This is a genomic window from Exiguobacterium sp. 8A (assembly GCF_902506275.1).
GTDB classification, from domain to species: Bacteria; Bacillota; Bacilli; order Exiguobacteriales; family Exiguobacteriaceae; genus Exiguobacterium; species Exiguobacterium profundum.
Window position 1 is genome coordinate 921,284 of sequence record NZ_LR733630.1, and the last position, 21,274, is coordinate 942,557.

The following is a 21,274-nucleotide window of genomic DNA, read 5'->3' on the forward strand; positions in this document are numbered from 1 at the left end:
TTTTATGCCGGAGAAAGTTCCTCGAGCGTCTGATTCAATGCTTCACTTTGGTCACTCAAGTCAGTACCTGCAGACTGTAAGGCAGACTGCACATTGGACCATCGTTCGACACCGTCGTTCAGCTCGAATAACTTTCGTTCGAGTAACGAACTGATTTCTCGCAACCGCTCATTCGATTCGATTAATTGCAAGAGCTGTCTCCCCGTATGTGACGTTTGATCCGAGATGGACTGAAACTCATCTAACTGAACTTTGATTTCATGGTCGATTGTTCCGATTCCAATCTCTACTCGATAAACAGCATCTTTTAATAGATGCACTTCTTTGATAAAGTCATTGACTTCAAACAACAGGTCCTTTCGTTCTTCGTTCAATGCTTCGATTGCATCTACCGCGAGGAGTGTCGCTTCATTCGTCATTTTTGCTAACTTCCCAACTTCATTGGCAACAACAGCAAATCCTTTACCATGTTCTCCTGCGCGGGCTGCCTCAATCGATGCGTTAAGCGACAACATCTTCGTAGCTGTCGACACCGATAGGATACTCTTTAGCGCCTCATCCGCTTTTGAAGAGTTCGACTCACTCTCTTCAAGCTTTTGTTGAATACTCTCCACTTGTTGCTCAACATAATCACTCGCCTCTTTCACAGAATAGAACGTTTCAAGTTCTTCATGTAATATGGATTTCAGTCGATTGCCACGGTCGTCCACACTCGAAATTTGATGTTCCAGCATTTCTATTTGTTGTGTCACTTCTCTCATTTTGAATGTAGAATCGCTTGTCACCGACTGATATGAATGACTCGTATGTTCTACCGTAACCGCAACTTCACGGAATTGTTCAACCTGATGATGGCTGTTCATCAGTTCTTGTTGGAAGATTGGAAGACTTTGATGAAATGCACTCGCTGTCTTCCCCATCATATCCATGGACTGATTCCATAATTGAATGAACGTGTTGAACTCGGTTTCGAGTATATGGATTTCTTTGGATTTCGCTCCAAGTGCCACGTCATCGAAACGACGCGTTTCAACGGCACGGCGCAATGAATGGGCCAATACACTCAACGGTTTGACTTCACGATGAATCAATCGCGAAAAGAGGATGGCCATCCCAATCATCGCAATGAATAAAATGAACGTGATATATTTTCGCAGTTCAGTCATTGGACCAAGCGCAGATTTTTTCGTGACAACGAGAACGTAATCTGCTTTTAGCTCAGGGATCGAGACCGATGCCATTAGTAAACCATCTGTCTCTTCTACTTCAGATGTTGTCGTTTGTGAAACTTTCCCTACAATCTGCTCTGTTTTCATTCCTTTTGACCCACTCAATTGCTCAACAGACTCTCCACGTACTAAAAATTGCGCTGCTTCAAAATCATCTCCCGATAGAATAGAAGCTTGTTGCATATAAGTAGATTTTAATGACCGGTTGAGTTGCTTCTCGTTTGCTACATATGCACTGTACGACGTCTTCACCGATTCTCGCATGACCGTAACTTCTCGCATAAGGCGCTGCTCGATTTCTGCGGACAATAGTTGTTCAGACTTTAGGGCGAACCAGCTAAACGTCACGATAAAGACAAGTAATATGATTGGCATGAGCGTCCATTGGAGGCGGTGCCCTATTTTAAAATGACGATTTAGTCGAGCGTTTCGTCCCGTACCCTTCATTTGATTGCGCTTGAAATTCATCTTCACGTTAAGCCACCTCTTTTTCTAATCTCGCCTATATATCGGTCTTGAGACGGTGGAAAATTATGAAGTAGATGTTAAGATAGCGTTAGAGTTTGTAAAGAGCACACATCCGTCACGCATCCTAGATGCTTTTTCACATTCTTTTCGTTATGATAATGAAGAAACCCTATCATCTTAAATCGATTGGATTCTTTCCAAAAGAAGGAGATTACGTATATGTCAGAAATTTTGCATCGTTCATTAACACGTCCGGTCCGCGTCGGTAACTTGATTATCGGAGGATCGAACGAAGTCATTATTCAATCTATGACCACTACGAAAACGCATGACGTCGAGGCGACAGTCGCCGAAATCAAGCGTCTTGAGGAAGCTGGTTGCCAAGTCGTTCGCGTGGCTTGTCCAGACGAACGTGCAGCTGACGCACTTGCAGAAATTAAGAGCCGCATCAATATCCCGCTCGTCGTCGACATCCACTTCGACTACAAGCTTGCTTTAAAAGCCATTGAAAGTGGCGTCGATAAAATCCGGATTAACCCGGGTAACATCGGTCGTCGTGAGAAAGTAGAGGCCGTCGTCAATGCGGCGAAAGCAAAAGGGATTCCAATTCGAATCGGTGTTAACGCCGGCTCATTAGAAAAACAATTCCTTGAAAAGTATGGATATCCGACCGCGCAAGGTATGGTCGAGAGTGCGATGCACCACGTGAAGATTCTCGAGGATCTCGGCTTCTATAACACGATCATCTCGCTCAAAGCTTCAGACGTAAACCTTGCACTCGAAGCCTACACACTCGCTGCGAAGACGTTTGATTATCCTCTTCACGTCGGCATCACAGAGTCAGGTCCACTCTTCTCCGGTTCACTTAAATCGGCTGCAGGACTCGGTGCAATTCTCTCTCTTGGAATCGGTTCAACAGTTCGAGTTTCACTTTCAGACGACCCGGTTGAGGAAGTAAAAGTTGCGAAAGAAGTGCTCAAGTCATTTGGACTTGCAGCAAATGCCGCGACTTTGATCTCTTGTCCAACATGTGGACGAATTGAAATCGATTTGATTTCGATTGCAAAAGAGGTAGAAGAATACATCCAAAACATCAACGTCAACATTAAAGTTGCCGTTCTCGGATGTGCGGTAAACGGTCCTGGTGAGGCTCGTGAAGCGGACATTGGAATCGCAGGCGCACGTAACGAAGGACTTCTCTTCCGTCACGGAAAGATCATCCGTAAAGTGCCTGAGGCGACGATGGTCGAAGAATTGAAAAAAGAAATCGATGCGATCGCTGCTGAAAAAATGGCTGAACGTGAGCGCGAAGAACAAGAACTCGCAAACCAATCAAATTAATGAATCTCATGCCCGTACGGTTGCAACCGTACGGGTTTTTGATAGAATAGAGGGCATGTGAGGAGGAGTGATGAGATGCGAATCGGCATTGATTTGGATGGAACCGTTACAGATCCTAAAAGTTGTTTTTTATATATGAATGAATCACTCGGCTATTCGATTGACTATCATCGTGCGACCGAGTACGAGTTGCACACGTATACGACGATGGAGCAACATGAATTTTGGAAGTTTATGATTGAAGAGGGGCATGAAGAAGCGATTTACCGTCGTTCACTTCCGCACTCTGATGTGTTGGATGTGTTATGGGAATTAAAGCAGCAACATCACCTGCATTACGTCACCGCCCGAAGTGAGGCGGTTCGACCGGTTACCGAAGAATGGATCAAACAGCATCGTTTGCCGCTTGATTCGTTGGTCATGACCGGTTCTCACGATAAAATCAATGTCGTCAAAGACTTGTCACTCGAACTGTTTATGGAAGACCGGTATGAGAATGCCATCTCGATTCATGAAGAAACGTCAATTCCAGTACTCCTATTCGACGCACCCTATAATCGTAAGACGTTACCTGAAGGCGTAACTCGCATTTCGACATGGCGTGAGGCGCATCACCATGTCGCGCAATTGGAGAAACAAATCGTTCTACAGCAACGTTAAAAGGCAAGCCCGACACAATCGGGCTTGCCTTTTAAATTCGTCCGAGCTCTTCGATTATATCGCTTGCGAGTGCACTTGCGGGGTGTATACTCTGGCTAATCGACTTGGCAGCGAGCGCATGCCATAGCACCGCTTGCTCGTTCGGTGCCGAAGGCTTTTTTCTTCTAGCCCATAGCGCAAGTAGGATTCCGGTCAACACGTCCCCACTTCCACCTTTCGCTAACGCCGATGCTTCAACGGTATTGACGGCACCTGTTCCGTCAGGTGTAACGATGATCGTATACGTTCCTTTTAAAATCAAATGGACTCGGTGTTGCTTCGCGAACTCACAAGCGATGGAAAACCGATCTGCCTCGATCTCTTCAACCGATTTTCCGGTCAATCTTGAAAATTCACCTGGATGCGGTGTCAGCGTAAGCGGCCCCCGGGTTTCCAATCGTTTCGTCGATAGTGCCCCAGCGTCCAAGATGACAGGACAAGACTGCTGTTTTGCGTATTGCCAAATGAGATTCAACGCTTCCCCTTCGACCATACCGGGACCGATGGCAAGTGCATCGTACGGTTGTTCCACCACATCGGTGTGTTGCTGATACATCGCTTCAGGCAGTGTTGAGATAAGCGGGATCGCTTCACGTGGAATGGAGAGACGTAATAAGCCGATACCAGAACGAGTTGCAGCACGACCACCCAAGAATGGCGCACCGAGAAAATGACGACTCCCCCCGATAAGCATCCCGTGTCCATATGTCGTCTTATGACTGAAATGGTCGCGCTCCAAAAGAGATCGATCGAAATCAGTTTCGGTCAACACCTTCCAATCGGATGTATGTCGGAGTCCGATATCAATCCGTTCCACTTTGCCATAGAATGGAGCAGTCCGATTTAAGAATGTCGAACGTTTGAAACCGTGTAACGAATACGTATACGTCGCCCGTATCGCTATATCATAAAAGTCTCGAGCATGATCACTCGGTATGCCTGATGGTACATCAATCGAAATGACAGGCGTCGATTGACGATTCACCCATTCAATCACTTCCCGCGCTTGACCAGTCACGGGACCGGACAACCCAACGCCAAACAAGGCATCAATGATGATATCTGTTTGGATTGGCCGTTCCACAAGGCGAAGGAATGAAGATGCATAGGAAGCATGGATTGCAGCCGCCTCCGTTTGACTTTTCCCTAACGGTGACCACACGCTGACCTCATGCCCTTTCATAGCAAGCTCTCGAGCGACGACCCAACCGTCCCCACCGTTGTTGCCTGTGCCACAAATCACCAAAATGGTAGACTGCGAATCGATTCGAATGTGAGGCACAATCGCCGAGGCCGCTCGCTCCATCAACACCTCTTCGGGCATCCCATTTTGAATCGCTGTGCGATCGATCTGCTTAATCTCAGCAGCTGTATAGATCATCTAACCTCCCCCTTCGATACAAAAAAGGGATTGAATCAAATCAATCCCTTTTGCTTACATTCTTTACAATACCCATATATCTCAAATTTATGATCGACCACTTCAAATTCAGGGTCGAGCGCCTCTACGAAGCGCATCGGACATAAATCGAGCAGTTTCGTCTTTCCACAGCTCCGACAAATCAAATGATGATGGTGATGTGCCGCACTGCAGGTGACTCGAAAGGATTTCTCACCATCGAGTTCCGTCGCTTCAAGTAATCCTTCCTCCGCAAACGACTTCAAATTTCGATACACCGTATCAAAACTCATCGTCGGATGTTTGTCTCGCATGTACTCGAGTACTTCCTTCGCACTGATATATCGGTCTTCTTCAGAGAGATAAGCATACATTTCAAGACGTTTCGGCGTCACTTTTAAAGAAGATGCACGAAGACGATTCAATTGTTCAGCCTCATTCATGTTGTACCTCCTTTTTCTTAAAACTCATGACTTTCTCGAGCGCCATGACGGCTGCTAAAATACCGACTGCTATCAATACGATAACACCGCCCGGAGCGAGATCGAGATCATACGCAAGGACAAGCCCACCGATTGTCGCGACCTCTCCGAAGATGATGGACCACATAATGGTCTGTTTGAAACTCGAAGTAAAGCGTAGCGCCGCTGCGACGGGTAACGTAATCAAACTAGATACGAGAAGTGTTCCAACAATTCGCATGCTGACGGCAATCACAAGCGCTACGATGAACATGAATAAAAGGTGAAGCATCGTACTCGGTAATCCTGACACTTTTGCCTGTTCTTCATCAAATGACAAGAACAGCAACTGCTTATAGAAAATAAGAATCACAAAGAGCGTCAAGACGGCCACACTGACGATCAATGTGATGTCAGATTGACTCACAGCTGAAATCGATCCAAACAAGAGTGTGGACAAGTCGACCGAGAATCCTCGTGATAGCGAGATAAAGATGGCACTAAGTCCCATTCCTGCGGACATCATAATCGGAATGGATAGTTCCTGGAAGTGCACATATTTACCTCGAAGCCAATTGAGTCCTAACGCAGCCAATACAGAGATCAGCGTTCCCATATACAGGGGGTTCAGGTCAGCGAATAGAGCGATATATTGTCCGAGAAATAAACTGAACGAAATTCCGGCAAGCGTCATGTGTGACAATGCATCGGCAATCAAGCTCATCCGTCTCACTACAATGAATGAACCGATGAGCGGTGCGGTAAACCCGATCACAAGTGCTGCAATGAACGCATAACGTAAAAAACTATATGTCCAAAGATCTGTGATCATGTCGTTCCCTCGTGAACAAGAACTTTGACAGGATAAGGTTTGATGGACGATGCGAGTTCTCCGAGCTCGCTATATTCTCTCAGTCCACAATTGCATGCTAATCGTCCGCGGTCGAGATGGACGACTTTCGTGACAAGATCGGTCACCACGTTTAAATCGTGGGTGACGAGGACGAACGTACAAGTCGTATGTTCACGAAGCATATGCAAGACTTCATAAAAATCTTGTAAGTGTTTTTGGTCCACACCGACGGTCGGCTCATCGAGAATCAATAGATCAGGTTGGTTGACCATCGCTCGAGCGATAAAGACACGCTGTTGTTGTCCACCGGACAGATCTCCAATTTTCCGATGACGAAACTGCCACATGTTGACCGTTTGTAACGCATTTTGAATCGCTGCCTGATCTTCCATTTTTAAACGTTTGAATAAACCGAGACGTCCGTATCTGCCCATCGCAACAACTTCTTCGACGGTAACCGGGAATCCCGAGTTAAAGGAAGCCGCTTTTTGGGAAACGTAACTGATACGAGACTTGTCTTTAAACTGCGAAATGGGCTTGCCGAACAATTCGACTGACCCTTGTTGCGGGTTCAGTAATCCAAGAATGGTTCGAATCAAAGTCGACTTCCCAGAACCGTTTTCTCCAACGATTGCGACAAAGTCCCCTTGTCGAATATCAATCGATACGTTTTGTAAGGCTGGTGTCCCATCATAGAAGTAAGACACCTCGTTTAATTTGACGACAGATGTAGTCATCTAATCCCTTCTCTCATATGTTAAATCGTAATCATTTCTACTTTCTAGGCGTTTGTATTATACAGAATATCACGCATACCTTCAAGTAAGACCGGTTTCACCTAGCCAAATGGTGAACTACTCGCCACTTATTTGCTTCACACCTTGAAGTGGGAGCTTCTTGGGAAGATCGTACTTTTATTAGCCACGATTATTTACCAAGCTCGTCGGGCAGTCCCTGCCCTGAATAGTTGTTAGTCGGCCAACATCAATAGGTTGATGCTCGCATTGATATCTCGATCATGTTGCGCGCCACAAGCACACGTCCATTCGCGGACATCTAATTTTTTCTTCTCGCCTTTTACTCCGCAAGTGGAACAGATCTGCGTCGATGCGTACCATGGGTCTGCCTTGATGAGCGTCCGTCCGTAGAACTTGCATTTGTATTCTAGCTGTCGGACGAACTCGTACCAACTGACATCCCCGATGGACTTCGCTACCTTGTGGTTCTTCATCATGTCCTTCGACTTCAATGTCTCCACGACGATGACTTGGTTCTCGTCAACGATCCGTCTCGACAGTTTGTGAAGGAAGTCCTTCCGTTGGTTGGCGATCTTTTCGTGTTTCTTTGCCAGAAGTAATTTTGCTTTTTCACGATTCTTACTCCCGATCTTCTTGCGTGACAGCGCGCGCTGTGCCTTCTTGACTTTTTCTTCGGACTTACGAAGGAAACGTGGGTTTTCGATCTTCTCCGAGACCATCGCATCGTTCGTCATGACGGCGAAGTGTTCCAAACCGAGATCGATCCCGACCTTGTTCTCGGCTGGGATCCATGGTTCATCGTCCTGTTTGACAAGGAGGGAGATGAAGAACTTGCCCGTCCCGGCGAAGAACTTCGCGAACGCGGTGTCGAGGTTCAGCTTCGCGTTCGCGAGCGCGAGGCTGTCCGACTCGGCGAGGAACGGGAACAAGGGCTTGTAGGATGCGGGTGTCGCCGGTTTCCGTCTCGTCACGATCCCCGCTTTCGCCTCCTCGCGGATGGCGATGCGGTCCTCGAGCAGCTTGTTGTAGATGAACCGGGCGCAGCCGATCGTCTTGATGAGGAACTCGGCCTGTGCAGGCGTCGGGTGAAGCCTATATTTGTAGCCTTTCAGCATGTCCGTCCCTCCTCCCTCCAGCAGATCGTGATATGTCTTCCTCATCCGATACCCGCGGAGAGGGAGGGAGAATCTAACGGAATCACGAACTTTTGTTCGTAACATCTGTCATAGGGATATAAGACTTTTGGACCGGGCGATTCATCTCCCGCCTACGCTGGGCTACGCCCCGAGACGCTTAGAGGAGGGAGAATTCTCGCCTGATTTTGTTAAAATTAACGTAAATCGTATGTTCGTTCAAAACCTTGTCGATTACACTAGTATTATGAAGGGGATGGTTTTATGGAAAAGAAACTGGCAGTTATTGATATCGGATCCAACTCGATTCGCAACGTCATCTTCGAAGTGAACGAGGAAGGACAATACTTCGAACGGTTAAATGTGAAAGAAGTCGCGCGATTGTCCAGCCATATTAGTGATGCGAATGAAATGACTGAAGAAGGAATCGCTTCGCTCATCGATACGTTACGTCACTTTAAAGAGTTGAACGACCATCATCACGTAACCGATATACTCCCTGTGGCGACGGCAGCCATTCGAAATGCGAATAATTCAGATGAGATTTTGCAGAACGTCAAACAATCTACAGGGATGACCATCCGCCTATTGAGCGATTACGAAGAAGCCTTTTACGGATATTCGGCCATCGTCAACTCTACCTATGTGGAAGATGGATATTCCGTCGATATTGGTGGGGGATCAATGGAAGTCACATATTTTCAGAACCGCGAACTCGTCTTCTATCATAGTTTTCCTTTCGGTGCCGTGACGTTAACGAAAGAATTCATGAAAGATGAGACGATGACGAAAGACGAGCGGAAAGCGTTGACCGCATACTTAAAGAAGGCATTCAAGGAAATTGAATGGCTCGAACCACACGGTGTCCCTCTTGTCGGTGTCGGCGGGACGGCTCGTAACTTAGTCCGGGTCGAACAGACCATATCGAACTTCCCGCTTGAAGGAATCCATCAGTATACGATTTCTGCTGAACAATTGGAGGACGTCATAGATGAACTCGTCGGAATGTCGAGTAAACAACTCGGGCGTTTGGATGGGCTATCAAAAGACCGGGTCGACATCATCGCGCCTGCCGTGACAGCAATCGGCGAACTCGCTAAATATTTGAAAGTGCCCGAGTTCACGATGAGTAACAATGGACTCCGCGAAGGACTATTCTATGAAAACTATTTACATGAGCATGATAAAATTCGTTTTGCCGATGTGAAAGAAGAAAGTTTTCGTCATTTTGAAAAACAATATGACGTGAACCCGACTCGTCATCAACATCTCATCCGATTGGCTCGACAGTTGTATACCGGATTAATTGAAGTAAAAGCGATTAAACCGAAACCATTTGAGCCAGGTCTCCTTGAAGGTGCCTGTCGCCTTGCTTATGTCGGTGAATATATCGACCATAACAATAAGAGTGACCACACGTTCCATTTGATCACCACAAACGATTTCAAAGGATTGAACAACGAGGACCGACTCGCTCTTGCCCTCGTCACATCCTTCAAATCAAAACGAGTGTTGGAACAACATATCGAAGCTTTCCCGAAATGGTTTGATCAAAAGTTATTGAAAAGTTTGGAGCTACTCGGATCGATTGTGAAACTCGTCGATGCCCTCGACTTGACGGAACGTCAGATTGTGACAGACGTCCATGTTGCTAGCACAAAGGATGGCCTTACACTTACGCTAGATACGAATGGTTCCGCACGTTTTGAGTTGCAGCGGAGCACCCGCCATAAAAAGCATTTAGAACGCGCAATTGATCAATCGATTGAGATTGTCTTGAGCGAGGAGGAGTAACCATGTCCGAATACACGAATGAACATTTTAACAACCGTGAACTCAGCTGGCTCGACTTTAACGAACGTGTTCTCGAAGAGGCGATGGATGAACGAAATCCATTGATGGAACGATTGAAATTTTTGGCGATTTTCAGTTCAAACCTTGATGAATTTTATATGGTACGAGTCGGTGGATTGAAAGATGAGGTCCTTGCCGGTTTCAACCGTCCGGAAGATAAGACGGGCCTCACTCCAAAACAGCAGATCAAGTCCATTTCGATGCGAGCGCAAGAACTCGTCGAGACACAATATGCGACATATAAAAAAATTACAAAACAGTTATCGAATCAGCACGTCCGCTTCTTACGGACGAAACATTTGAACAAAACTCAACAAGACTTCGTGAAAGAGTATTTTCGAACGCATGTATTCCCTGTCCTGACGCCTATTGCAGTCGATGCCTATCGTCCGTTTCCCATGCTCTTATCAAAGTCACTGAACATTGCCGTTGAGATTGCCTCGAATGGCGAAGGAAAGAAACGACTCGCCCTCGTTCAAGTGCCATCCGTTCTTCCGCGGTATCTGGAACTGCCTACCGATGATGAAGAACATACCGATTTGATTTTACTTGAGGATTTGATCATTCAATTCATCGACTCACTCTTCAAAGGATTTGTCGTCGAGTCCACGATGCCATTCCGAATTACGCGGAACGCAGACATGCCGTTTCACGAAGAAGGTAGTCGTGACGTCTTGAAACAAATTGAGAAAGAATTGAAGAAGAGACGATACGGGGTTGCCATCCGACTCGAAGTACAGCAGCGATCGCTACGAAAAGAACTGTTGTTCATGTTACAGGACGTCCTTGACTTACATGACCGAGATATATTTATTGTCGACGGTCCAATCGATTTGACCTTCCTGTTTGGGATCTACAATCAAATCGGGATGGAATATGATGACATGATCAATGAAACGTTGATTCCATTTATCCCAGAAGGTCTTGAATCGGGCAAAGATTTATTCCAAAGTATCGCTAAACAAGATTACCTGCTACATCACCCCTATCATTCATTCGATCCGATCGTTCGATTTATCGTTCAAGCTGCTAAAGATCCGAACGTTTTGGCAATCAAGCAGACACTTTATCGTGTCTCCGGGGACTCTCCCATTATCAAAGCATTAACCGATGCAGCCGAGAGCGGAAAACAAGTCACCGTCCTCGTCGAGCTAAAAGCACGTTTCGATGAAGAGAAAAACATTCAATGGGCGAAGCAACTTGAGAAGGCTGGAGCTCACGTCATCTACGGTTATAAAGAACTGAAGACACACTCAAAGATCACCCTCGTCGTTCGCATTCTAGAAGGTGGTGTGTTGCAACGATTCATTCATCTTGGTACAGGTAACTATAATGATTCGACTGCCAAGCTGTACACAGACATTGGGCTTCTCACAACAAATGAAGAACTCGCAGAAGATGCAACGAACTTTTTCAACTGGTTATCCGGTTATGGAGAACGACCATCTTGGCATCAGTTCGAAACGTCGCCTGACGACATGAAAGACTTCTTTTTGAATAAAATCGATGATGAAATCAAGCTACATGAAAAGTATGGAAACGGTCGCATCGTCGCAAAGATGAACTCGATCACGGACCGGGCTATCATTACAAAATTATACGATGCTTCGTCCGCGGGGGTGAAAATCGATTTGATTGTCCGAGGAATTTGTTGCTTACGGCCGGGAATTAAAGGGGTCTCTGAAAACATCAAAGTTATCTCGATCATCGATCGATATCTCGAACATTCCCGAATCTTTTATTTTTACCAAAACGGAAAAGAAGACTTGTACTGTTCCTCTGCGGACTGGATGACACGAAATATGAAAAAACGGATCGAGATACTCTTCCCCATCTTGAACGCATCACATAAAACGTATATCAAAGATATGATGGCCCTTCAACTCGTCGATAATGTGAAAGCAAGAAGACAACGTTCTGACGGCCGCTATGTGTATGTGAAACGTGAGAGCAACCAGGAAGAGATTCAATCCCAAATTATCATCCATCAGTACACAGGTGGTCGCTGGAACAATATACCTAGCGTATTCGAACGAGAACCGTCAAATTGGGCGGAACGTGAAGTTCTCCGCCTTCGGGCAGAGAATGAGAAAATGACAGATGACTGATGTTAGACTTCTCAAATAGAGAAACTCGTTGTATAATAAATTCGATTCAGTTATTATGAAGCGCTTTCATTTAGAGATGGAGGAATTATTTATGCAGGAGATTTTACTATCATTACTCGCCGGCTTGATTTGTGGTGCCATCTTCACTGCCCTCAAACTGCCACTCCCTGCCCCACCGGTATTACCAGGAGTTGTTGGGATTTTCGGGGTGTTCCTCGGAATGAAGGTTTATCAATTTGCTGTAGCGAACTGGCCATTCTAATAAAAGATGCCCTCGAAAAAAGGGCATCTTTTATTATTTAGTCTAGTGTATGAATGGCTTTATGACAGGTCGGACAAACCCAGATGCCACGTTCCTCTGTCAAGTGATACTCAATCAAGTGATACGCCTCTTTCCCAAATCGTTCAGCTAGGTCTACATGACAGCTCGCACAAGTCGTCACATGAGACTTTGGTGCTAAGAGTTTTTCTCGAAACAAGTGCGCCTCATATGACTCTTTCGTCCATTTAGACGATGGTACATAATAGCCGTCATTCCATTTTTTTCGAATCGATTCGTACGGTTCATCTACCTCATACATCCCCACTTGCAATAATGGATGATGAAAATGTAGTTGCAACAGATCGACTAAGGAATACAGTTGTACCACTTCCTGTTTCTCTCCTAGCCAATACGGATCGTCTGGTCGCCCAATCATCTCTTCAAGTAAAACCTCTGCTTCCGCCACGATGCCATGCCCGATCACTTCGATAAATGCTGTCGGTGTCGTCACGGACCCGTTTACATAAACCGGACTTTGTTCAAGAAAATAAGTCGGGAATGCGTTCCAGACATCATATCGCTTTGGATCGACTTGTAGGACGTTCATCGTTTATTGATGAGCGAGCGCGAATCGTTCACGCCATTCGGCATCAAATTGATTGACACGGAACATTTCAATCTCTTGTTTATATGGAGCGACTTTCGTTTTTTCGCTAATCGGGATATATGGCGTCTCTAGGATTTTCGGTAGATGCGCAAATGCCTCGTGATGAATGACACGATTCAATGTATCAAACCCGATCTCTCCGTAGCCAATGTTTTCATGACGGTCTTTTTTCGCACCGCGCACGTTCTTCGAATCATTTACATGAATGACTCCGAGACGGTCGAGTCCGACGATTCGATCGAATTGTTCGATGACGCCGTCTAAATCACCGACTAAGTCATATCCGGCATCGTGGACGTGACACGTATCAAAGCAAACTGAGAGTCGATCATTGTGCGTCACGCCATCAATGATCGTTGCAAGCTCTTCAAACGTCTTACCAAGTTCGCTTCCTTTCCCTGCCATCGTCTCCAATGCAATCTTCACATTTTCATCACCCGTCAACACTTCATTCAAGCCTTCGATGATTCGAGCGAGACCGATTTCTTCTCCCGCTCCGACATGAGCGCCCGGGTGAAGAACGACGTGGCGAGCCACTTGGAGTGCTTCTGCCCGCTTTAATTCCTGAGTTAAGAAAGAGACGGCCAATTCAAACGTCTCAGGTTTCGTCGTATTCCCGAGATTGATGATATATGGAGCGTGAACAACAATCTCTTCGATGTCATGTGCGGCCATATGTTTGAGTGCTGCCTCAATATTTAAATCTTCAATGGGTTTACGGCGTGTGTTTTGGGGCGCACCTGTATACACCATCATCGTATTCGCCCCGTAAGAGACAGCCTCTTCACTCCCTGCTAACAACATCTTTTTACCTGATACCGAAACGTGTGAACCTATTTTTAACATCCTCATCTTCCCTTCATCATCTTCTCTCTCTAGTGTACACAAAAAGAAGAACCGACTCCAAGAAGTCGATTCTCCCAAACATTATCGTTTATTTTTCTTACGTGCTGCACGGCGATCCGAGCGTTGCTGTTGCATATGCTCACGTGATGCCGTCTCTTTCAACTTATACTTGAATTTCTTCTTATAGCCAGGCTTGACTTTCTTCTTCGCCTTCTTGATTTCACCGGCCATCCGACTATGAGCCGTGTGTGAGACCTTCATCTTACGGTCTGTTTGGCGACGACGACGTGTCTTGATCGGTTGAATCGAACCGTTGCGCAAGTCCACATGAGTGAATTCGAACCCACGTTCTTCAAGTCTGTTGATCGGTCCATTCTCATGGTCCTCATATAGTGTGTACGCCTCACCTGATGCGCCCGCACGTCCCGTACGACCGACACGGTGCGTATAGAAATCAAGGTCTTTCGGAATCCCGTGGTTGATGACGTGAGAGACTCCTGAAATATCGATACCGCGAGCCGCTAAATCCGTAGCAATCACATACTGATATTTCGCATCATTGATGTCCTTGATGGCTTGTTTGCGGCGACGTGCCTGCATGTCACCATGCAACGTACCGACGTTTAGACCTGCTTCGCGGAACGACGTCTCCAACTCATCTGCCTCTTGTTTCGTATTGGTGAACACGAGACAAACGAATGGATTGATTGCTTTCGCAATTTCGACAGTCAATTCTTTACGGTCACGGTGACGTACTGGAATCACGTGGTGCTTGATTTTTGGTGCGACGCGATGTTCTGGGCTCGCCTCTGCAAAGCGTGGGTCATGAAGGTACTTCTTCAAGAACGGTTCAAGGTTCTCAGGAATCGTCGCTGAGAAGACCATCGTTTGCAGTTTTTCAGGAAGCGCCTGTGCGATGCGGTCGACCTCGGGCAAGAATCCCATATCGAGCATTTGATCGGCTTCATCGACGACAAAGTGTGTCACTTTGTGCGGGAATAACGCCTGTGCTTTCATGAGATCAAGGATTCGTCCCGGTGTCCCGATGATTAACTGTGGCGGATTTTTCATCTTATCGATCTGACGTTCGCGGTCTGTCCCTCCGACAATCAAACTCGATTTGATGTATTCTGGGTTTTTAATAAGAATCGATTTCAATTCTTCATGAATCTGCCAAGCGAGTTCGCGTGTCGGTGCGACGACGATTGCTTGAACTGAAGCATCTTCTGGGTTGATCGCTTCAACGATCGGTAACAAGAACGCAAGTGTTTTACCCGTTCCTGTCTGTGATTTCCCAATAATATCTCGACCATTCAAGGCAGCCGGAATAATCCGGGCTTGTATATCGGTCGGTTTCGTAATGCGCTTTTCTGTTAACGCATCAACCATAAACGGTAGCAATTTGAACTGTTGGAAGCTGTTCAATCGATACACCTCCTGTTTCTTTCCACTTTTCCTAGCATAGCGGAATCAAATGATTTGTCAATCAATCTTTTGCCACACCTTCATATAAATAACTCGATGAATAATAGTGTTTGGCAATTTTCTTTCCATTTAAATGTTGTTCGAGTGCTTTGAAGCCGACTTCCATCATCTCGTTCGGTGACTGCACGACAGTGGCATTGACCTTCCCATTTTGAATGAGCGGATAGATATCTGAAATCCCGTCGACCGACACGATCGTCTTGTCCGTCAAACCATGACTTTCTAAAGCCCGGACGACACCAAACGTATTATCATCATTATGTGAAAAGATTGCATCAAACGGAATCTCTTCTTCTAACCAACGTGACATCTCGATTTCAGCTTGGAATGTGTCATAGTTCCCGGTGATGGATGCAATGATCTGAAAATCGTCGCCATGTTGCTTTTCGTACTCTCGAATACCAAGACTTCGGTCCATCGTGGAGCGAACTTTCGGCGTCCCCCTCACTTCGACCACGCGAATCGGACGTTCGAGCTCACTATACTTGGCAGCAATTTGTTCGGCCGCCATCCGACCGATATCGACATTGTCGGAAACGACGGATGTGAGCACACTCGGATGATCAATCATGCGGTCAATCGCAATAATCGGAATGTTTTTTCGTTTTGCGCGTTCTAATGAGGGTTGAATGAACGTGTCATCGAGAGTCGTCAAAAAGATGGCCTCGACACCCCGGTCAATCAATGAATCTAGTTTTTCTTTTTCAAGGACACGCGAGTCTTCACTCGTGGTCGGAATCGGGATGAACCCTTTTTGGTTTGCTGTATGCACGAACGAGTCCAGTAGTTTATTCGCATGCTCATGTTTATCACTGACAAACACGAATCCGACTTCTTTTTCATTCGTTTTTTGCTCTGGGAGTTGAATCGAGGTGATGAGGAGGATCGTCATGGCCCACACGACCGGTAACCAAAGCCAATAATGTTTTAGTCCTTTCATGACGGTTGTCTCCTTGGGATTTTGATTAAAATCGCGGTCCCCTTTTTCATCACACTATCAATCTCCATCGCACCGTTAACGCTCTTCAAGTACTCTTGAATCATATAGATCCCTAGACCATTCCCACTTTCCTTCGTCGTATTGAAGGCGGAACCAACTGTCTTGAGTTGTTCCTCACTCATGCCAATCCCGTTATCCTCAATCAAGAAGCGATATTCCTGCTCCGTAAAGAGGACCGTCACGACGACACTACCTTCAGCCCCTTTTGATTCGACGGCATCGACCGCATTTTTGAAGAGGTTGTAGATGATTTGAACGAGCATATCAAAGGATGCATAAAATGGCGGCATGTCGTTCGGTACAAGTAATTCCCATTTCGTAGGTCGTTTATAACATTCGGCATCCATTAAAAATTCAAGTCGTTTCGCAAAGTCTAACATGTTGATCCAATCTTCGTTTTTACCAGCCTGATCTGGTTTGGCGAGCGTCAACATCGTTGAAATCAAATCATTCGCCCGCTCCAGTTCTTTGATGGCGACATCCACCATATCTGAGCTACCTTGACCCTCGCGCACCATTTGTAACGTGATGTGGACGGGAGTTAGAGGATTTCGAATTTCATGGGCAATTCCCGCGGCCAATTGACCGAGTGAGGCTAATTTTTCTTGATGCAAAATCAACTGTTGCTGACTCAACTGTTCACGTCGTGACGTTTCCATCCGTTGTGCATAATCGTTATACGTGTCGAGTAGCGTCTCCACTTCTTTCGAACCGGTTCTTTCCAACGAGATCGTTCCGAGCGATTGTTGTTGTTTAATTTGATTGACCAGCTCGACAAGCGGATTCGTTAACGTCCGGGAAAGCAACAATCCAACGAGAATGCTCAGGAAGAATGTAACGAGCGCAATCATCAAATACTGCCAACGCGTGTCGTAGACCGTTTCATAGACGGAGTCATTTTGATGTTTTGCGAGCATGCTCCATCCACTGACTCGTGCATCCGGTTCAAACATTACCGTATCTTCATCCGTACTCAAGATTGTCCGTTCGCTTCGATCTAATGCTTCGTCGATGACTTCACGCGATATCCGACGCTCTGCATCTGTGACCAAGTTGAACGAAGTCGTCAACACTTCGCCTTGCTCATCTAACAAGTATAGAATCATGTCATCATTCGCAGATTCCAACGAACGACGATACAAGTCAGAGTTCAAGACACTAATGCTTCCCCCAAAAATACCGATTGGTCGGTTCTCTTCGATGACCGGAACGTATAGGAAAGTTCCCATATCCCCACTGATCATCACAGGGTCACTCATATATAGTTCTTTTCCACTTGCAGTCAATACTTCCGTAAACTTCGGATCGCGTTTCAAGACAGAAGAGGCGACTTGTCGCTCCGAGTACCATTTAAATGAGTCTTGATTGACATCATAATAAAAGATGGACGTAAAACTCGTGCGTTGATTCAAATATCCTGTTCGGATCCGTTCTTCAATCCATGGCTCATTTCCAACGTAAGCGCCTAAGTAAACTAAATCCTCATACAATTTCCCAAGTCGGGACTCCACATTCTCAATACTGTCATCGATGGCGTAATCAAATTGCTCTTTCGCCAATTCTTCTGCTCGAGACACCGTGACGCGGTCAGCAGAGAAGGCAAGTGATGAAATGACAAGTGCTAAAATAATGATGATGATGAACGTAATTTGGAAAAAGTACGATTTTCTTAGTTCACGCAATGGTTTCATGCGATTCACGGCGTCCCTCCTCTCTAACCTAAAAATTATAGCATGAATACACGCAAATCTTTTCGTATTTTCGAAACAATGTTAGACTAATACGTATGAAAGCACTTCGAAAGGAGCCTTCGTCTTCATATGAAAGTTAAAAAAATTAGCCCACGCGGATATTGTTATGGTGTCGTCGATGCCATGAAGCTCGCAAATGAGGCCGTCGCAAATCCAGATTTGCCACGCCCGATTCATATACTTGGAATGATTGTCCATAACCGTCACGTCACGCAGGCGTTTGAGGATCTCGGTGTCAAAACCGTTGATGGAGAAGACCGCATGCAAGCGCTCGAAACCATCGATCGAGGAACGGTCGTCTTCACGGCGCACGGCATTTCACCACTCGTCCGGAAACGTGCCATCGAGAAAGGATTGACGATTGTAGATGCCTCTTGTCCTGACGTCTTAGTCACACACGATTTGATTCGTGAGAAAACGGCAGAAGGATATGATGTCATCTATATCGGAAAACACGGGCATCCGGAACCGGAGGGTGCAATTGGTGTTGCACCAGACCATGTTCATTTGATTCAATATGAACATGAAATCGATCAGTTGCCGAGTCGCTTGTTCGAACGAAAAATTTTGGTGACGAACCAGACGACGATGAGTCAATGGGACGTTTCCGCATTAATTGAAACGATTCAAGCCCGTTATCCTCACGTGGAAGTGCATAATGAAATCTGTAACGCGACGCAAGTTCGTCAAGAAGCCGTCGCTGAACAAGCGGGAGACTGCGAATTGTTGATTGTCGTCGGAGATCCTAAATCTAACAACTCCAATCGTTTAGCACAAGTTTCAAAAGAGATTGCCGGAACGAATGCATATCGAATAGGTGACTTGAGTGAACTTGACTTGAATTGGCTCGAGGGAGTCGAGACCGTCGCTGTGACGTCGGGCGCCTCTACTCCTACACCGATCACAAAAAAAGTCATCGACTTTTTGTCGCAGTATGACCCAGACGATTTAAGCACGCACGATAAAACGCCATTTCTTGAACTTCGGAGCATCTTACCGAAAGTGAAAGCTTTGCGTAAGTGAAGGAATCCCCCATTCTCTCAGAGGATGGGGGATTTTTAGGATTTACTTGAATTGAAACGGGTTCGTGTTGGCAACAGATTGAATCAAGTCGACATTAATTTTCGCTTTTTCAAACTTTTTGCTGAGCACATCGATTACACCTTGTTTCATGATACTCTCGACATGATGCCCTGGGTCTACGACTGCAAGCCCAAGGGCCATCGCATCATGAGCCACGTGGAAATATAAATCACCCGTCACATATGCATCTGCACCTTTGAAATGCGCAGTAGACACATATTTATTCCCGTCTCCACCTAATACGGCAACTTTTTCAATCGAACGTCTCGGGTCTCCGACGACTCGCACGCCCTCAACCCCAAAGCTTGTTTTCACGTGTTCGGCAAACTGTTCAAGTGTCATGGCCTGTTCAAGTCGACCGATTCGCCCTAGCCCAAATACATGACCCTCGATTTCATCGCGCATGAGGTCATACGCCACTTCCTCATAAGGATGGGCGTCTTTCATTGCTTTTAGTACACGCTTTTTCTGACTCTCCCGAACGACCGTTTCGATTTTCACTTCGTCAACTTGTTCCGTTTCATGCGGGCGACCGATGAAGGGATCTGTCCCTGCGAGCGGAGTGAATTGTCCCGTTCCGGATACACGGAACTGACAGTCCGCATAGTCACCGATATGTCCCGCACCCGCTTTTCCTAGAGCACGGGATACGTCTTGCGCATGCGTGGATGGAACGAATACAGATAGTTTATAGACCGGCTCTTCATAGGTCGGGACGAGTACTTTCGTATCGCGGAGACCGATCGCCTCACTCATCCAATCGTTCACACCACCGCTGCATACGTCTAAATTTGTATGAGCGACATAGACCGCGATATCGTGCTGAATACATTTCATCGTAATCTTCCCAGCCGTGGAGCGGTCATTGACTTGAGCTAACGGACTAAAGATGGGTGGATGATGCGCGATGATCAAATCAATCTGTTTCTCAATCGCTTCATCCACAACCGATTCGAGCACATCAAGCGTGACCATGACCCGTTTGACTTCTTTGTTGAGCGATCCAATCTGTAAGCCGATTTTATCCCCTTCAACCGCCAAATGTTTCGGTGCAAATTCTTCAAACAATTGAATCACTTGATTGCCGTTCGCCATTACTGACTCACCTCTCTCATTTTGTCACGCATCCGTTTGAATTCCACTTGTTTTTGAATCAAGGCATCCGATTGAATGCCAGCTGCCATCTGTCCAAGCACATAATCGAGCTTATCGGCTTCACGACTCCATTTGAGTTTAAATGGTTCCGGTCGCTCTTGAATAAGATATGGGCCGAATAACAACTGCCACATCCGCTCGTCCGACGCGTCGCTATAGATGGTCTCACTACCTTTTTCTCCGACTAGGATTTCGTAGACTTTATCATTTTCTTCTACAATTGCCTCTTCGACAAGGACATATCCATGTTCAAGCAGCCAGCTTCGTACGTGTTGCCCATCAACGTTCGGTTGAAGGACGAGTCGTTCGACCGCACCGAGCTTATCTTGACCCGCTTCGAGAATCGAGCGAATCAAACTGCCGCCCATCCCGCAGATCGAGATACACGTCGCTTCATTGGGCTGTAAGACAGCAAGACCATCGCCGAGGCGTACATCAATGGCATCACTGGCCCCAATCAAATCGACTTGTGCTCTCGCAGCTTCCATCGGTCCAACGTTCACTTCACCCGCGATTCCTTTTGAAATGATTCCTTGCTGAAAGGCATAGCATGGGACATATGCATGATCCGAACCGATATCGGCGAGCACACTTCCTTTTGGGATATAATCGACGACCTGCTTCAATCGTCGGTCTAACATGACACGTTCTTGCATACAGACAACTCCTTTGTTCTACTTCTTCCCTAGCGTATCGAATTCTCTACAGTTCGACAACAAAAA

The 21,274-nt window shown here is 46.2% G+C and carries 19 protein-coding genes; 6 read left to right on the forward strand and 13 right to left on the reverse strand.

Translation table 11 applies throughout. From position 1 onward, the window contains the following. Positions 1–2: 2 nt before the first annotated feature. Entirely contained in the window at positions 3–1,697 is a 1,695-nt protein-coding gene (locus GVY42_RS04800) for a methyl-accepting chemotaxis protein (RefSeq protein ID WP_159563648.1), read from the reverse strand. 219 nt (positions 1,698–1,916) lie between these two features. Between GVY42_RS04800 and ispG the strand changes: the two genes are divergently transcribed. Continuing rightward, positions 1,917–3,038, forward strand: a complete 1,122-nt coding sequence (gene ispG, locus GVY42_RS04805) for a flavodoxin-dependent (E)-4-hydroxy-3-methylbut-2-enyl-diphosphate synthase (protein ID WP_012726622.1) — start codon at positions 1,917–1,919, stop codon at positions 3,036–3,038. Between the two features lie 75 nt (positions 3,039–3,113). After that, a complete protein-coding gene (locus tag GVY42_RS04810) occupies positions 3,114–3,698 on the forward strand; it encodes a hypothetical protein (protein ID WP_012726623.1) in 585 nt (194 codons plus the stop codon). Positions 3,699–3,729: 31 nt separating this feature from the next. On the opposite strand, the gene GVY42_RS04815 is transcribed toward GVY42_RS04810, so the two are convergent. The 5 genes from GVY42_RS04815 to GVY42_RS04835 form a co-directional block, all read right to left on the reverse strand. Next, positions 3,730–5,118, reverse strand: coding sequence for an NAD(P)H-hydrate dehydratase (locus GVY42_RS04815; protein ID WP_159562484.1), 1,389 nt, complete (start codon positions 5,116–5,118; stop codon positions 3,730–3,732). A 35-nt stretch (positions 5,119–5,153) separates the two neighbouring features. After that, positions 5,154–5,579 carry a Fur family transcriptional regulator gene (locus GVY42_RS04820; RefSeq protein WP_159562485.1) on the reverse strand — a complete coding sequence of 142 codons (426 nt, stop codon included), beginning with the start codon at positions 5,577–5,579 and terminating at the stop codon, positions 5,154–5,156. After that, on the reverse strand, positions 5,572–6,429 hold the full coding sequence (locus GVY42_RS04825; protein WP_159562486.1) for a metal ABC transporter permease: 858 nt from the start codon (positions 6,427–6,429) through the stop codon (positions 5,572–5,574). The genes GVY42_RS04820 and GVY42_RS04825 overlap by 8 nt, the downstream gene beginning before the upstream one ends. Beyond that, positions 6,426–7,187, reverse strand: coding sequence for a metal ABC transporter ATP-binding protein (locus GVY42_RS04830; RefSeq protein WP_074036635.1), 762 nt, complete (start codon positions 7,185–7,187; stop codon positions 6,426–6,428). The genes GVY42_RS04825 and GVY42_RS04830 overlap by 4 nt, the downstream gene beginning before the upstream one ends. Before the next feature lie 233 nt (positions 7,188–7,420). After that, positions 7,421–8,323 (reverse strand): RNA-guided endonuclease TnpB family protein, encoded by a 903-nt coding sequence (locus GVY42_RS04835; protein ID WP_159562487.1) that lies wholly within the window; start codon positions 8,321–8,323, stop codon positions 7,421–7,423. 282 nt (positions 8,324–8,605) lie between these two features. On the opposite strand from GVY42_RS04835, the gene GVY42_RS04840 reads away from it, so the two are divergent. The 3 genes from GVY42_RS04840 to GVY42_RS04850 all read left to right on the forward strand — a co-directional run bounded on the left by GVY42_RS04840 (position 8,606) and on the right by GVY42_RS04850 (position 12,565). Next, positions 8,606–10,135, forward strand: coding sequence for a Ppx/GppA family phosphatase (locus GVY42_RS04840; protein ID WP_159562488.1), 1,530 nt, complete (start codon positions 8,606–8,608; stop codon positions 10,133–10,135). Between the two features lie 2 nt (positions 10,136–10,137). Then, entirely contained in the window at positions 10,138–12,303 is a 2,166-nt protein-coding gene (locus GVY42_RS04845; RefSeq protein ID WP_159562489.1) for an RNA degradosome polyphosphate kinase, read from the forward strand. A 91-nt stretch (positions 12,304–12,394) separates the two neighbouring features. Next, entirely contained in the window at positions 12,395–12,565 is a 171-nt protein-coding gene (locus tag GVY42_RS04850; protein ID WP_012726630.1) for a DUF1427 family protein, read from the forward strand. Between the two features lie 37 nt (positions 12,566–12,602). On the opposite strand, the gene GVY42_RS04855 is transcribed toward GVY42_RS04850, so the two are convergent. The 5 genes from GVY42_RS04855 to GVY42_RS04875 all read right to left on the reverse strand — a co-directional run bounded on the left by GVY42_RS04855 (position 12,603) and on the right by GVY42_RS04875 (position 18,254). Then, a complete protein-coding gene (locus GVY42_RS04855) occupies positions 12,603–13,172 on the reverse strand; it encodes a hypothetical protein (RefSeq protein WP_159562490.1) in 570 nt (189 codons plus the stop codon). Between the two features lie 3 nt (positions 13,173–13,175). Continuing rightward, positions 13,176–14,078, reverse strand: a complete 903-nt coding sequence (locus GVY42_RS04860; RefSeq protein WP_159562491.1) for a deoxyribonuclease IV — start codon at positions 14,076–14,078, stop codon at positions 13,176–13,178. A gap of 81 nt (positions 14,079–14,159) precedes the next feature. After that, the gene (locus GVY42_RS04865) at positions 14,160–15,503 is read right to left on the reverse strand and encodes a DEAD/DEAH box helicase (protein WP_159562492.1); all 1,344 of its coding nucleotides are present in this window, start codon (positions 15,501–15,503) and stop codon (positions 14,160–14,162) included. 61 nt (positions 15,504–15,564) lie between these two features. Next, positions 15,565–16,503, reverse strand: coding sequence for a substrate-binding domain-containing protein (locus GVY42_RS04870; RefSeq protein ID WP_159562493.1), 939 nt, complete (start codon positions 16,501–16,503; stop codon positions 15,565–15,567). Beyond that, positions 16,500–18,254: an ATP-binding protein gene (locus tag GVY42_RS04875; RefSeq protein ID WP_236548986.1), complete on the reverse strand. Its 1,755-nt coding sequence runs from the start codon at positions 18,252–18,254 to the stop codon at positions 16,500–16,502. Before GVY42_RS04875 ends, GVY42_RS04870 begins: the two co-directional genes overlap by 4 nt. A 129-nt stretch (positions 18,255–18,383) precedes the next feature. Here GVY42_RS04875 and GVY42_RS04880 point away from each other — a divergent pair, with 129 nt between their 5' ends. Beyond that, on the forward strand, positions 18,384–19,337 hold the full coding sequence (locus GVY42_RS04880) for a 4-hydroxy-3-methylbut-2-enyl diphosphate reductase (RefSeq protein ID WP_012726636.1): 954 nt from the start codon (positions 18,384–18,386) through the stop codon (positions 19,335–19,337). Positions 19,338–19,379: 42 nt separating this feature from the next. Here GVY42_RS04880 and GVY42_RS04885 read toward each other — a convergent pair whose 3' ends face one another. Next, positions 19,380–20,492 carry a Nif3-like dinuclear metal center hexameric protein gene (locus GVY42_RS04885; RefSeq protein WP_159562494.1) on the reverse strand — a complete coding sequence of 371 codons (1,113 nt, stop codon included), beginning with the start codon at positions 20,490–20,492 and terminating at the stop codon, positions 19,380–19,382. Beyond that, entirely contained in the window at positions 20,492–21,208 is a 717-nt protein-coding gene (locus GVY42_RS04890; protein ID WP_159562495.1) for a tRNA (adenine(22)-N(1))-methyltransferase TrmK, read from the reverse strand. Before GVY42_RS04890 ends, GVY42_RS04885 begins: the two co-directional genes overlap by 1 nt. Positions 21,209–21,274: the final 66 nt, after the last annotated feature.